The organism is Streptomyces sp. NPDC001920, assembly GCF_053594495.1.
Genome location: NZ_JBSFEP010000030.1, coordinates 1 through 13,572, shown reverse-complemented (window position 1 = coordinate 13,572; position 13,572 = coordinate 1). Strand labels below are relative to the sequence as shown.

Here is a 13,572-nt window from a genome sequence, read left to right as displayed (position 1 = left end):
GTTGTCGGATGTCGGCGCATCTGGATTCCGCTCGCCCGCGCCGCGACGGTCAGGGCCGGAGGCGAGCAAAGAGCGGCTGGGGCGCGGGCAGACGTCCCTCGACCGGGGTCACCCGCTCGGCGATCAGCCGGGCGGCGTCGGGGAGGAAGGGGCGCAGTTCGTCGGCCAGCACACGGCACGCGGTGATCAGGTCGAGGAGGACGGCGTCGAGCCGGCGCGCTGCCTCGCCGCCGCCCTGCCGCGCCTCTCGGGCCAGTTCCCAGGGCCGGGCGGTGTCGACGCAGCGGTTGGCTTCCTCCACGATGCTCCAGACGGCTCCGGTGGCACGCCGGAAGTCGAAGTCGGCCAGGGCGGCATCGACGAGGCCGGGCACCTTCTCGTAGACGTCCACCAGTTCCCGTTCCCCGAACGGCACCGGGGCAGGCGCGGGGACTGTTCCGTCCCGGAAGCGGTGCACCATGGTCACCACGCGGTGGACGAGGTTGCCCAGCCCGCCGGCGAAGTCCGCGTCCGCACGGTCGATCAGGCGATCGGGGGTGAAGTCCGCGTCGCCGACCCGGGGTACCTCGCGCAGGAGCCACCAGCGCACCGCGTCGGTGCCGTAGGCCGCCACCAGCGCAGCCGGGTCGACGGTGGTCCCGGCGGACTTGCTGATCTTGCGGCCGTCGATCGTGAGGTAGTCGTGGACCAGGATGTCCGTGGGCAGCGGAAGTCCGGCCGACAGCAGCATGGCCGGCCAGTACACGGCGTGGAAGCGCACCACTCCCTTGCCGACCAGATGGACGCGGCGTTCACCGGCTTCCCACCATCGGTCGTAGGCGCTGTCGCCGGTGCCGTATCCCAGGCTGGTGACGTAGTTGCCGAGGGCGTCCCACCACACGTAGACGACCTGGCAGGTGTCATCGGGCACGGGGATGCCCCAGCCGCGGGCGCGACGGTGGGAGCGGGAGACGGAGAAGTCGTGCAGACCGCCCTCGATGAGGGCGAGGACCTCGTTGCGGCGGGCGGCCGGTTCGATGCGCAGTTCGCCGCTGGAGATCAGCTCATGGAGCCGCTCGGCGTAGCGGGACAGCCGGAAGAACCAGTTCTCCTCGGCGACGAGTCGGGGTTCGGTGCCGTGCTCGACGCACCTGCCGTCGACCAGCTCACCGGGGGTGTAGAACTGTTCGCAGCCGACGCAGTACAGACCTTCGTACTCCTTGCGGTACAGGTCGCCCGCCTCGGCGCACCTGCGCCACAGCCGTTCGACTCCGACCCGGTGGCGCGGGTCGCTGCTGGTGCGGATGAAGTCGTCGAACGAGAGCGACAGAGGGCCGTGCAGGGCGGCGAAGGCATCGGCGTTGCGGTCGACGAACGACTGCACGTCGACGCCGGCCGCTTCCGCGGCGAGGACGTTCTTCAGGGAGTTGTCGTCGGTTCCGGTGAGCAACCGGACCTGCCCGCCTCGCAGACGGTGGTGACGGGCCAACGTGTCCGCCTGGACGAGTTCCAGGGCGAAGCCCAGGTGGGGACGGGCGTTGACGTACGGAATGGTGGTGGTGATGTAGTGGCGTCGTGCGGTCATCGGTCCTCCTGCCGGGTGGCGAGGCCTGATCGCACACGATCCGAAGCCCCGTCCCGGGGCCTCGGATTCGGTACGCGTCCGTGCTCAGCAGCCCCGTCGGCGGGGCATCATCGGGTGCTGAGGCGAAGGCGTGATCATGCGCTCGATGGTAGCCACGGGACGGCGTCGCGGCACCCCGTTATTCCGGTGGTCACGGCAAGCCTCGAACGTGCCCGGCACCGGGGACCGCTCCGCGAAGGCCTTGGGTGATCGGTGGCCACCCGGCCGACTTGTCTGTGTCATCAGCCAGTACGGCTGCCGGTCGACTCCGGAGCAGACTCGCTGCCACGACCACGGCCCGACGAGCCGTCCCCTCGCCGGGCCGCTGGTGTCACGCACCGGACGAGGCACACGAGGGGCAGCAGCATGAGCGTGCAGCAGTACGACGAGATCGGCGAGGCCTTCGAGGGGTTCAAGTCCCTGCCGTTGATACGTTACGGGGAGGTTCCGAGCTTCCTGGGCATGGTCGGGGACGTGCGGGGCAAGTCGGTTCTCGACCTGGCGTGCGGCACCGGCTTCTACAGCCGGGAGTTCAAGCGGCGCGGCGCCGGGGACGTCTTCGGTGTCGACATCTCCGTGGAGATGATCGCGGCCGCGCGGGGGATCGAGCAGCGTGCCCCGCTGGGAGTGCGCTACGAGGTCGGTGACGTGGACGAACTGCGGCCCGTCGAGCGGCCCTTCGACATCGCGGTGGGGGTGCAGTGCCTCAACTACGCCGAGGACCGGGCCGCGATGGAGAGGATGTGCCGCAACATCCACCGGAGCCTGGTGCCCGGCGGGGAGTTCTTCGTGCTCGGCCAGAAGCCCGACTACGGGTTCGACTGTCCCTCCCTGGAGCGGTACGGCTTCCGCTGCGAGCCGACCGGCGAGGAGAGCGGGACGGGACCCCGGGTGCGGGTCACGGCACTGCTCGATCCGGAGCCGATCACCATCGTCTCCACGGTGCCGCGCCGCGAGGTGTACGAGGAGAGCTTGCGGGCGGCCGGTTTCAGGGAGGTGGAGTGGGTGCCGCTGCGGGTGTCCGACGCCGGGGTCCGCGACCTCGGTGAGGACTTCTGGGCGGACCTCCTCACCCGTCCACCTCTGGAGATGCTGCGCTGCCGGGCCTGAACGGCGAACGGTCCGGGTGGACGGGGCGGTGCCGTTCAAGGTCCCGGCCGGGCTGGGAGTCGCACTTCGGGGTAAGTGGGTCGATCGGGATATGCAGCCCATATGCCAACGTTCCGATGCCCGCGGCCCTTCGGTGTGACGTTCTCCATTGCGCCGTCCCGTCCATCCCGTGAGTCTCGCGTGGAACAAGCGTCCGAAGAACTGTTATCTGCGGCTTCCTGATCGATCTCCCAGGTATCGGACAGCATCGTTCGGCGTCGAGGACAGGGAAGTTTTTGATGAGTGCAGAGCGCACGAGGGAACTGACAGCACTGGTGATCGCTGCCCGCAGCGGCGAGCCGGGGGCTCAGGACGCCTTGGTCGGTGCGTACCTCCCGCTGGTCTACAACGTCGTGGGCAGGGCTCTGAACGGTTCCGTCGACGTCGACGACGTGGTGCAGGAGACCATGCTGCGGGCCCTCGACGCGCTCGGCTCGCTGCGTGCCCCCGAGAGCTTCCGGTCCTGGCTCGTGGCGATCGCGATGAACCAGGTCCGGGCGCACTGGCAGGACCGCCAGTCGGCTCCGGGTGCCGTCGAGGAGGCGGCGGAGCTCGCGGATCCGGGTGCCGACTTCGTGGACCTGACCATGGTGCAGCTCCAGCTGTCCGGCCAGCGGCAGGAGACCGCACGCGCCACGCGCTGGCTGGAGCCGGACGACCGGGGGCTGTTGTCGCTGTGGTGGCTGGAGTGCGCCGGTGAGCTGACCCGCGCCGAGATCGCCGCCGCTCTGGAGCTGTCGCCGCAGCACACGGCGGTCCGGGTGCAGCGGATGAAGGCGCAGCTGGAGGCGGCCCGGGTGGTGGTACGGGCACTCGACGCACAGCCGCCGTGCGAGGAACTGCGGTCCGTGCTGGGGACCTGGGACGGCCGGCCGTCGGCCCTGTGGCGCAAGCGAATAGCCCGGCATGCCCGCGACTGTGCCCGTTGTTCCGGTTTGTGGAGCGGATTGATGCCGGCTGAAGGGCTCCTGGCCGGTCTCGCGCTGGTCGCGGCGACGCCCGGCCTCCTGGAAGGAGTGCTGGGTGCCGCCGATCCGATGGCCCCGGTCGGCTCCGCCTCCCCGCTGACCGAGTCCATGAGCCATTCAGGTGCGGGTGCGGGTGCCGGCGCGGGGCGGGGGTCCGCGCACGGTCGTACGGTCTCCCGTGGAGAGGCCCGCCGGCGACGGCGTGTCCGGCGCCGGGCCGTCGGAGGTGCCGTGGTGGCGCTCTGTATGGCGGGCGGCGGCCTCTGGTATCTCGACACCGACCCCGGTACCGGAACCGAGGAGCCCGCCACCGCGCGGACGGCGGGCGCCCCCGTAGCGGACATCTCGGAGTCCAGCGCCGTCGAGACCTCCCCGTCGGCGACGACGTCGAAGTCGCCGTCCCCGTCCGCCTCACCGTCGAAGAAGGCGACCCCTTCCAAGACGTCCCGACCGTCCGAGAAGTCCACGCCGACGTCCCGGCCGTCGACCCGTCCGAACCGGAGCGCACCCAGCGCGCCCCCGGTGCAGTCGGCCCCGACGGACACCGTCGGGCAGGTGGTCGCGCTGGTGAACGAGGAACGGGCGGACGCCGGGTGCGGACCGCTCGCGCAGGACGCGCTGCTCAACAAGGCCGCGCAGGGCCACTCCGCTGACATGGACGCCCGCGACTTCTTCGACCACACCAACCCGGACGGCGCCGACCCCGGGCAGCGCATCACCGCGGCCGGCTACCGCTGGTCCACCTACGGCGAGAACATCGCCCAGGGGCAGCAGACGCCGGAGGCGGTGATGGACTCCTGGATGAACAGCCCCGGTCACCGGGCCAACATCCTCAACTGCTCGTTCAAGGACATCGGCATCGGCATCCACAGCGGTCCCGGTGGGCCGTGGTGGACGCAGAAGTTCGGCGCCAAACTGTGAGCGGTGCACAAGGGGCGGCCGCGGCCGTCGGAGCATGAACCGCTCGGCCGAGCGTGCTCAAGGGCGGGGACCCGCGCCCTCGCCGCCGTCCGTCACGGCTGCCGGACCGCGATGACGTCGAACGACAGCGCCACCTTCGCGCCGACCATTCCCGTGCCCCCGTCGACACCCCAGTCCTTGCGGTTGATGGTCGCGGAGCCCGTGAGACGGACGCGACCGGTGCCTGCCGCACCGCTCGCGGTGTCGGTCAGCCGGAAGTCCACGGTGACCGGCTTGGTGATGCCCCGCACGGCCAGATCCCCGGTGACCTTGAATTCGGTCTCGTCGACCTGCTCCACCCGCGTCGAGACGAAGGTGATCGTGGGGTGGCCGACTGCGTCCAGGAAGTCGGTGCCGCGCAGATGGTCGTCGCGCTTGGTGTTGCGGGTCTGGACGCTTGCGGCCCGGATCGTGAGCTGCACGGTGGACTTCGAGGGGGTGGCGCCGTCCAGGTGCGCGCGCCCTTCGAACACGTCGAACTGCCCGGGCACCTTGCTGATCATCATCGCCCGTGCGGTGAAGCCGATGCGGCTGCGGGTGGTGTCGAGGACGTAGCCGCCGGTCAGTGCGCTGAGCTGGGTGGTCGTCGTCATGCTTGATCGCTCCAGGAAGGTGCGGGCGGAAGCCGCCCGCGGGATGGTGTCGGTCTCAGCGGTACGACGACGCAGCGCCGCAGAACGTGAGGTGAAGCCGCGACCTCACATTCCGCACGGCTGTCTCGTCGAACAGGGGAGAGCGGACGCGAACCAGGGAGCCCACACCACCATGACCACCCCATCCCCTTCACCGTCCCGGCCGGGAGACGGCGGACCCGATCCCGACCTGAGCGTGATCATGCGGGAGCGGCGGCAGCTGATCAACGTCGCCTACCGGCTCCTGGGCTCCCTGGCCGAAGCCGAGGACGTCGTACAGGAGGCCTACACCCGCTGGTACGGCATGTCCCAGCAGCAACGGGAAGGCATCGATTCTCCCGGTGCCTGGCTCACGACCGTCACCAGCCGCATCTGTCTCGACCTGCTCGGCTCGGCACGGGCCAGGCGGGAGCACTACGTGGGCGAATGGATCCCGGAACCACTGCCCGACGGCACGGAGTGGCTGAACGGGAGGTCCTCCGGCACCACCGTCGACCCGGCCGACCGCATCACCCTCGACGAGTCGGTCAACATGGCCTTCCTCGTCGTGCTCGAATCGATGACGCCGGCCGAGCGCGTGGCGTTCGTCCTGCACGACGTCTTCCGTTACTCCTTCGCCGAGGTGGCCGAGATCGTCGGCCGTACGCCGGCTGCCTGCCGCCAGCTGGCCTCATCGGCCCGCCGGCGCATCCGCGCGGCCCAGCCGTCCACGGTCTCGGCATCCCGGCGCGCCGGCATCGTCAAGGCGTTCAAGCAGGCTTGGGAAGCCAAGGACATCGACGCGCTCGTCGGCCTGCTGGCCCCCGACGCCACGGCCACCGGTGACGGCGGTGGCATCGTCCCGGCAGCCCTGCACCCCGTCGCGGGAGCCGAGCAGGTCGCGCGGTTCTTCGCGGATCGGGCGAAGGCGGTGCCCGACGTGGTGGTCGTGGAGTGCACGGTCAACGGTCAGCCCGGACTGGTGGCCCAGTTGGACGGCGTCGCCGTGTCCGTGCTGGCGTTCGACATCGCGGACGACCGGATCCAGCGGATCTGGGCGGTGCTCAACCCGGAGAAGCTGCGCCCCTGGACGGCGGCCTGACCCGCCGTCCCCGCCGGGGCGTCCGGCAGAGCGGGACGTGGTCACGCCTCGTCGCGTACCCGCAGCACCACCTTGTTCAGCCCCCACAGGGCGATTCCGATCGCCAGCAGCACACCGGCCCGGATGTACACCTCGGCGGGCCGGTCGGACAGCGGGCTGGCCAGGATCAGGGAGGTGAGGGCACCGAGCACCGGCAGCACGGTCGGCGTACGGAAGTGCCGGTGCCCGACCCGGTCACGGCGCAGCACGAGGACGGCGATGTTGACCACGGCGAAGACGCACAGGAGCAGGAAGGCCGTGGTGTCACCGAGGCCCTCGATCTCCCCGGTGGACACCAGCCCGATGGCGAGCAGCGAGACGAAGACGATGCCGACGACGGGTGTGCGGCGCCGGGGGAGCACCCGGCCCATGGCCCGCGGCAGAATCCTTTCGTTGGCCATGCCGTAGCACAGGCGCGACGCCATCATGATGTTGATCAGGGCGGAGTTGGTGACCGCGAACAGGGCGATCAACGCGAACAACTTGGGCGGGAAGTCGAGCCCGCCGGCCTTGACGACCTCCAGCAGCGGGCCACTGGAGCCTTCCAGTACGCGGTGGTCGACGAGCAGCGAGGAGACGAGGGCGACCAGGACGTAGAGGGTGCCGGTGACGGCGACGCCGATGAAGATGGCCCGCGGAAACGTACGTACCGGATCCTTGGTCTCCTCGGCCATGTTGACGGAGTCCTCGAAGCCCACGAAGGCGAAGAAGCCGAGAGCCGTCGCCCCCAGCACACTGGTCATCAGCGCGAAGCCGGTGCCCTCCGCCTGGAAGTCGCCGAGCCGCGAGGGCTCACCGTCACCGGACAGGACGGCCCAGGCGCCGATCGTGAGGATGATGAGCAGACCCGTCAACTCGACCAGGGTGAGGACCACGTTGGTCTTCACCGACTCCGACACACCCCGTAGGTTCAGGGCTGCCAGGGCGAGGATGAACAGGATGGCGACGAGGGTGGGCGGGAAGAAGCCGGTGAACTCCGCGAGGTAGTCGCCGCTGAACGCGCGTGCCGCCGCACTCGCCGAGGACAGCCCGGAGCACATGACCATGAAGGCGACGATGAAGGTGAGGAACGGCACCCGGAACGCCTTTTGGGTGTAGAGCGCCGCGCCGGCCGCCTTCGGGTACTTGCCGACGAGTTCGACGTACGAGGCCGCTGTCAGGACGGCCACGACGAAGCCGATGGCGAACGGCAGCCACAGCGCCCCGCCGACCTTGCCGGCGACCTTGCCGGTGGTGGCGTAGATGCCGGTGCCGAGGATGTCCCCGATCACGAACAGGACCAGCAGCCTGGGACCGATGGCCCGCCGCAGCGGGGTGTCGTCGTCCCGTCCCTCCGCGGTGGCGGCGGCATCACTTCCGGTTGCGGACACGAAGGCTCCCCCTGAGCGTCGACCACGGAACAGAACACGTCTCGCATGCCCACCAGGCCGGTGACCTGAAACCGGTGCGGCGCCGTCGGCCGACGGACCGATCCGCACCGTGGAGCCGCAGCGGTGTGGCCCCAGCGGTGTGCCGGCCGCGAGGACAACTCGCCCACGTTCGGGAAGAGTTCCGCTTGTCTGCCGTCGGCTGCGCGGCCGGACCTCGCCGCGTGCCGCGCCACCCCGGCTACCGGGCGTCAGGGCTCGCGGCGCCGTGCGTCGCTGTGCTGACGCACGCGTTCGGTGTGGCCGGTGATGGTGTCGATCCGGGCGGCGAGCTCCGGATGGGCGGGGCGCAGGTGGGGCTGGGCCTCGGTCAGGGGGCCGACGAGATGGGCTGCGTCGTCGGCGGCGAGAGCCTCGTCGATGCGGCGGATCAAGGGACGGGCCGCGGTGGGCAGATCCGTGAGCGCCGTGATCTCGCCGGCGAGTCGGCGCAGTCCGGCGGCGTTGTCGCGGGCCCAGCTGGTGACTGAGCGGTCGGCGGCTCGGCGGTCGCGGGTGGCTTTGACGCGCTGCTCGCCGGTGGTGCCGGCGGCACCGGGGCGCAACCGCAGATAGCGGCGCTCCGCCGCCTGACGGCTGGCCACGCCCAGTGGCCCGGCGAGATCCGCCCAGCTCGCGCCGGCTTCCCGGGCGGTTTCGATCAGGCCCGTCTCCCAGCCCGCGAGCCGTTCCCGCACCTCGCGCAGCAGCAGCAACGAGGCCAGGACCTGGTCCGGGCCCGGCTCCGTGCCGGGCGGCTCGTGGGCGGGCGCGGTGTGGGCGGCGTGGACGGCCTCATCGATGGCGCTCAGGGCCGCGGCCGCAGCCAGGAACGAGGCGGGGCCGGGCCCTTTTCCTTCGGGCGGGCCGCCGCGCGTGGGCCGGTCGGACCGTTCGGCTGCTGCCATGAGACCTCCTCGCGGGCTTTGTCATCCTTACGACGACATTTCATTTGTCATCGTTCCGATGACATGCTACAACGGAGTCAACGTGAAGCGCATTGGCAGGTACTGCCGGAAGCACTGGAGGTGTCCACCGATGTTGATGCGCACCGACCCGTTCCGTGAACTCGACCGTCTCACCCAGCAGCTCCTCGGCACGTCCGGCACCTGGTCACGGCCCGCCCCGATGCCGATGGACGCGTACCGCGAGGGCGACGAGTACGTGATCGCCCTCGATCTGCCGGGTGTCTCACCGGACGCCATCGACATCGACGTCGAACGGAACATGCTGACCGTGAAGGCGGAGAGGCGCCCGGTCACCAAGGCCGACACCGTGCAGATGGAGCTGTCCGAGCGTCCGCTCGGCGTCTTCTCCCGCCAGGTCATGCTGGCCGACACGCTGGACGTCGATCACATCAAGGCCGACTACGACGCAGGTGTCCTGACGCTGCGGATCCCGATCGCCGAGCGCGCCAAGCCGCGCAAGATCTCGATCAGCGCCACAGGCACCGAGCGCAAGGAGATCAGCGGCTGACCGACGCCTGCTGATCCCGACCGGTGCGCGCAGGGCCGGCCCCGCTTCGCCTCGGCCGGCCCCGCACGCCCCGCCGTCGAAAGGGGGCATGGTGCACATGCGATGGGACGCGTTCCTCGACGCAGTCGCCGAACGCGGCGAGTACCCCTCACAGCAGGAGGCGGACAGGGCCGCCCGCGTCGTCCTCGCCCTGCTCGGCGCCCACCTCGTGGGCGAGGAGCGAGCCGAACTCGCCGCCCGGCTGCCCGAGACCTACGCCGTCATCCTGCTCAACCCCCTCCAGGCCGCAGAGCCGCTGACCCCCGAACGGTTCGTGCGCGCCACCGCAGCCTGGATCGAGGGAGCCACCGAAGAGACCGCGAAATGGGACGCCGGCGCCGTCCTCAGCGTGGCCGCCGAGGCCGCGGGCGAGGACCTCATGCGCCGCATCCTGCTTCAGCTTCCCCCTGACTACGACCTGCTGTTCGGCGCGCCGCAGCAGGCATGAGCCCTCGGCATCAGGCGCCCATGACTCAGTGATCCGCACACACCCGCACCGGAAAGGCAACCCGCCACCGATGTTCCCCGAGCCCGAAGCGGCCCGCACCAAGCCGGTCATGACCTACGACCAGCTGCTGGAGAAGGTGCGGTACGAAGGCGCGTACCCCACTCGTGAAAGGGCCGAGGCCTCCGTCCGCCATGTCCTGTCCGCACTGGGCCGCCAGGTCACCGGCGACGAACGCGTCGAACTCGCCGCCCGGCTGCCCTTCGAAGCGGCCCGCATCCTCACCGCTCAGATCCCCGCCACCGAACACCTCACCGGCTGGGCCTTCGTGAAGGACCTCGCCGCGCGCACCGGCGGCACCCCGGCCACCGCCCGCTGGGACGCCGGCACCGTCCTCACCCTGGTCGCCCAGCTGGCCGGCCCCGACCTCGTCACCCGTGTCATCGCCCAGCTCCCCCCGGGTTTCGCCCTCCTCTTCGGCAAGGCCGAACTGACTCAAGCAGCCTGACCTCACCCGGGTTCCGTAGCGCCCGGCCTCGGCCTCACCGCCCGAGGCCGGGCACCCCGATCGCATCGACGTCTCGCACGGGCGCCTTGTGTCGTGCCGCACAGAAGTGTCCGTGCCGAACGACAGGCGTTAGCGGGTAGGCGAACAACGACCCGTTCCGCCAGATGTATGTGAGGGAGGTGTCGGGCGGTGGATCGGCCCGACCGTAGAGGGTACGCACTGGACATGATCGACTGGTTGCTGGAAACGACCTCGTTGCGAGAGTTCCTGCAGCACCTGGTCGACGACGCCGTCAGCGCTTCGGGCGCCGACGGCTGTGGCGTGACCATCGAGCGACACCGGCGCCCGCTGACCGTCGTCAGCACCGGCGGCGTCGCGGACAAGCTGGACGAGAAGCAGTACGGCCAGGACGACGGGCCCTGCCTGCAGGCCTTGCGCACCGGCGAGACCGTGCACGTACCGGACGTGCTGGAGGAGACCCGGTGGGGGACCTATCCGCGGTTCGCGGCCGACCTGGGCATCCGCTGCTCGCTGTCCGTACCGATCCCCGTGCGCAGCCACACGGCGGGCGCACTGAACTTCTACGCCTGCGGCCCCCACGCCTTTTGCGAGGAAGACCGCCAGACGCTGGCCCTGTTCGCCGCACAGGCAGGCGGCGGGATCGCCCTCGCGCAGCGACTGGCCGACGCGGAGGACTTCACCCGCGAGCTTCAGACCGCGCTCGCCTCCCGCAGCGTGATCGACCAGGCCATCGGCAGCGTCATGCAACAGCAGCAGTGCACCGCGGAGGAAGCCTTCGACCTGCTGCGCCGACTGTCCCAGCAGACCAACCTCAAGCTCCGCGACGTCTGCACCCGCCTGCTCACCGACATCGCCGGCCGGCCCCCCGTTCCCAGCCCGCCCCTGCGGCCCCAGCCGTGACGTCCCGGGCCCGGTGACGGGTGTGTGCGGGAGGCGGCTGTCCGGGCAGGGGCCGACGGTATGTGCCGGGCGGATAGCCGATGTTGCGGTCCGGCCGCGACGTGGCCCGGGGACGTTGCCTGTGCGGCCGGGCCCGAGTTGGACCGCGTATGAAAGACGCCTTCGCAGCACTGGACGGCGCGTACCGAACGCAACCCGACCCGCTGCCCTGCCCGTACTGCGCCAGTCTCCTTGCCGCCCACCGCAGAGGTGACGCCCCGCCCGGCGCGGGGCAGGAGGACGACGGCAGCACCTTCGTGGCCTGGCTGCGCCTGTGCATGGCGCTGGTCGCAGGGGTGAGCGTGTTGCTGACCTTGGCCGGAGCGCTGGCCGGGTGACGCCCTCGCGCAGGGTGGTGGCGAGAGGCCGCCTGGCCGCGCCGCAGCGTTCGGTACCAGGGCCGCGGCGACAGGGGCCTGTCCCCTGTGTCAATCCGTGCGGCCCGTCGCCGCCACGGTGATGCCCAGCCCGATCATCGTGAACCCGCTGAGGCCACCGACGGCCGCGAGCCGCCTGGGCGAGCGGGCGAACCAGTCCCGGGCCGTCGCCGCGGCCGGCCCCCACAGACTGTCGAACGCCACGAAGCACGCAGGGAACGCCGTTCGCGCAGGGTCTTGACCCCCAGATACACCAATCAGGTAGGCGGCACCGGCCGGCTTCAGCGACATGAAGACCACCGCCGACCGCGCCACGAGCGAACCGATTCCGCACGCCACCGCCACCACCAGGACGTACGCGCCGACGGTATTGCCCACGGTGGTCAGCGCGGCACGGCGGCCCCGCGCCAGGGCGCGCCCGATCACGAACAGCATGCTTGGCCCGGGTATCACGATCAGCAGGAGCGACATGGCCGTGAAGGCGAGGAGACGGTCGGTGGGAACCATGCGGACCCGGGAACACACCTGCCCCGTTCTGCTCGATCCCCAGGCGGGAGATCGAGTAGCGGTTACTCGGCCGCGCCTTCAGGTGCCCGGACCGCGGGGGAGCGGGGAGCCGAGCGGCGCGCCACGAGACCGGTGACATTGCCGGTCCGCGCTCGGGGGCCGGTCCCCGACAGTGGCTGGGCCAGCCCAACGGCGGTGCCCCACCGTGTACACGCGGCCGACGCCCCATGTCCCGCATGCCCGCGGCCCGGGCCGCCCGCCACGACAGAGAGGACGACTCGTCGTGCGACTCCCTCCCCACAGCGACTCCCGCACCCATGCCTGCGCTGCTCCCCGGCGCCGTACCGGACGACTGGCGGGCGCCGCCGCGGCACTGGCCGCGGTCGTCGGCCTGGGCACCCTGAGCAGCCCGGGCGCCCAGGCGGCGGACAACCCCTACGAACGCGGCCCGGCCCCCACCACGGCCGGCATCGAGGCGCCGCGCGGCCCGTACGCCGTTTCGCAGACGTCCGTCTCCTCGCTGGCCGTCACCGGGTTCGGCGGCGGCACCATCCACTACCCGACGAGCACCAGCGACGGCACCTTCGGCGCCGTGGCCGTCTCGCCCGGCTACACCGCCCACGAGTCCTCGATCGCCTGGCTGGGACCGCGTCTGGCCTCGCATGGCTTCGTGGTGTTCACCATCGACACGCTCACCACACTCGACCAACCCGACTCCCGTGGACGCCAGTTGCTGGCCGCCCTGGACCACCTCACCCAGCGCAGCTCCGTGCGCGGCCGCGTCGACGCCGGTCGCCTCGGCGTCATGGGCCACTCGATGGGCGGCGGCGGCAGCCTGGAGGCAGCCAAGTCGCGTCCCGCCCTCCAGGCGGCGATCCCGATGACCCCGTGGAACCTCGACAAGTCCTGGCCCGACATCAGCACACCGACGCTCATCTTCGGAGCCGACGGCGACACCATCGCCCCGGTCTCCTCCCACGCCGAACCGTTCTACGCCGGCCTGCCCGCCGCACTGGACCGGGGCTACCTGGAACTGAACTCGGCGACCCACTTCACGCCCAACTCGTCGAACACGACGATCGCCAAGTACAGCATTTCCTGGCTCAAGCGGTTCATCGACAACGACACCCGCTACGAGCAGTTCCTGTGCCCGTTGCCCCGGCCGAGCCTGACCATCGAGGAGTACCGCGGCAACTGCCCGCACACGTCCTGACGCCGGACGCCGCACCTGCCCCAGCAGCCGGGACAGCTGGGGCATCCGGGGCGGTCGGAAGAACCGAGGAACTAGGGTCTGTCGTTTGGATCATGCCGGCGTCGCGGGGTCTGGCACGCGCATCTGCCGCGTTGTCGTCGGTTGCCGACGCTCCGCGTCGGCGCCCTCCTCCGCCTTGCAGCTGCACGCACCAGACCCCGCTCGGGTGG

General features: G+C 70.8%; 14 protein-coding genes. 9 read left to right on the top strand and 5 right to left on the bottom strand.

Annotated elements, in window-relative coordinates:
- Positions 1-49: 49 nt before the first annotated feature.
- Positions 50-1,564, bottom strand: coding sequence for a methionine--tRNA ligase (locus ACWCPI_RS35830; protein ID WP_451042140.1), 1,515 nt, complete (start codon positions 1,562-1,564; stop codon positions 50-52).
- A 405-nt stretch (positions 1,565-1,969) separates the two neighbouring features.
- On the opposite strand from ACWCPI_RS35830, the gene ACWCPI_RS35825 reads away from it, so the two are divergent.
- Positions 1,970-2,713, top strand: a complete 744-nt coding sequence (locus tag ACWCPI_RS35825) for a class I SAM-dependent methyltransferase (RefSeq protein WP_451042139.1) — start codon at positions 1,970-1,972, stop codon at positions 2,711-2,713.
- 278 nt (positions 2,714-2,991) lie between these two features.
- The gene (locus ACWCPI_RS35820; protein ID WP_451042138.1) at positions 2,992-4,641 is read left to right on the top strand and encodes a sigma-70 family RNA polymerase sigma factor; all 1,650 of its coding nucleotides are present in this window, start codon (positions 2,992-2,994) and stop codon (positions 4,639-4,641) included.
- A gap of 92 nt (positions 4,642-4,733) precedes the next feature.
- Here the strand turns inward: ACWCPI_RS35820 and ACWCPI_RS35815 are convergent, their stop codons facing one another.
- Positions 4,734-5,273, bottom strand: a complete 540-nt coding sequence (locus tag ACWCPI_RS35815; RefSeq protein WP_451042137.1) for a YceI family protein — start codon at positions 5,271-5,273, stop codon at positions 4,734-4,736.
- Positions 5,274-5,445: 172 nt separating this feature from the next.
- Here ACWCPI_RS35815 and sigJ point away from each other — a divergent pair, with 172 nt between their 5' ends.
- Entirely contained in the window at positions 5,446-6,393 is a 948-nt protein-coding gene (gene sigJ, locus ACWCPI_RS35810) for an RNA polymerase sigma factor SigJ (RefSeq protein WP_451042136.1), read from the top strand.
- Positions 6,394-6,434: 41 nt separating this feature from the next.
- On the opposite strand, the gene ACWCPI_RS35805 is transcribed toward sigJ, so the two are convergent.
- Both ACWCPI_RS35805 and ACWCPI_RS35800 read right to left on the bottom strand, forming a co-directional pair.
- Complete coding sequence (locus tag ACWCPI_RS35805; RefSeq protein WP_451042135.1) at positions 6,435-7,802, bottom strand: APC family permease; 1,368 nt, start codon at positions 7,800-7,802, stop codon at positions 6,435-6,437.
- A gap of 248 nt (positions 7,803-8,050) precedes the next feature.
- The gene (locus ACWCPI_RS35800) at positions 8,051-8,746 is read right to left on the bottom strand and encodes a type III effector protein (RefSeq protein ID WP_451042134.1); all 696 of its coding nucleotides are present in this window, start codon (positions 8,744-8,746) and stop codon (positions 8,051-8,053) included.
- A 130-nt stretch (positions 8,747-8,876) separates the two neighbouring features.
- On the opposite strand from ACWCPI_RS35800, the gene ACWCPI_RS35795 reads away from it, so the two are divergent.
- The 5 genes from ACWCPI_RS35795 (at position 8,877) to ACWCPI_RS35775 (ending at position 11,604) form a co-directional block, all read left to right on the top strand.
- Positions 8,877-9,314 (top strand): Hsp20/alpha crystallin family protein, encoded by a 438-nt coding sequence (locus ACWCPI_RS35795; RefSeq protein ID WP_451042133.1) that lies wholly within the window; start codon positions 8,877-8,879, stop codon positions 9,312-9,314.
- Between the two features lie 97 nt (positions 9,315-9,411).
- Positions 9,412-9,801, top strand: coding sequence for a DUF2267 domain-containing protein (locus ACWCPI_RS35790; RefSeq protein ID WP_451042205.1), 390 nt, complete (start codon positions 9,412-9,414; stop codon positions 9,799-9,801).
- 70 nt (positions 9,802-9,871) lie between these two features.
- Positions 9,872-10,306 carry a DUF2267 domain-containing protein gene (locus tag ACWCPI_RS35785; RefSeq protein WP_388806216.1) on the top strand — a complete coding sequence of 145 codons (435 nt, stop codon included), beginning with the start codon at positions 9,872-9,874 and terminating at the stop codon, positions 10,304-10,306.
- Positions 10,307-10,531: 225 nt separating this feature from the next.
- Entirely contained in the window at positions 10,532-11,227 is a 696-nt protein-coding gene (locus ACWCPI_RS35780; protein ID WP_451042132.1) for a GAF and ANTAR domain-containing protein, read from the top strand.
- A gap of 149 nt (positions 11,228-11,376) precedes the next feature.
- Complete coding sequence (locus tag ACWCPI_RS35775; RefSeq protein WP_451042131.1) at positions 11,377-11,604, top strand: hypothetical protein; 228 nt, start codon at positions 11,377-11,379, stop codon at positions 11,602-11,604.
- A gap of 90 nt (positions 11,605-11,694) precedes the next feature.
- Here ACWCPI_RS35775 and ACWCPI_RS35770 read toward each other — a convergent pair whose 3' ends face one another.
- The gene (locus ACWCPI_RS35770) at positions 11,695-12,150 is read right to left on the bottom strand and encodes a LysE family transporter (RefSeq protein ID WP_451042130.1); all 456 of its coding nucleotides are present in this window, start codon (positions 12,148-12,150) and stop codon (positions 11,695-11,697) included.
- A gap of 283 nt (positions 12,151-12,433) precedes the next feature.
- On the opposite strand from ACWCPI_RS35770, the gene bdeA reads away from it, so the two are divergent.
- A complete protein-coding gene (bdeA, locus tag ACWCPI_RS35765; protein WP_451042129.1) occupies positions 12,434-13,363 on the top strand; it encodes a bis(hydroxyethyl) terephthalate hydrolase in 930 nt (309 codons plus the stop codon).
- The last annotated feature ends 209 nt before the right edge of the window (positions 13,364-13,572 follow it).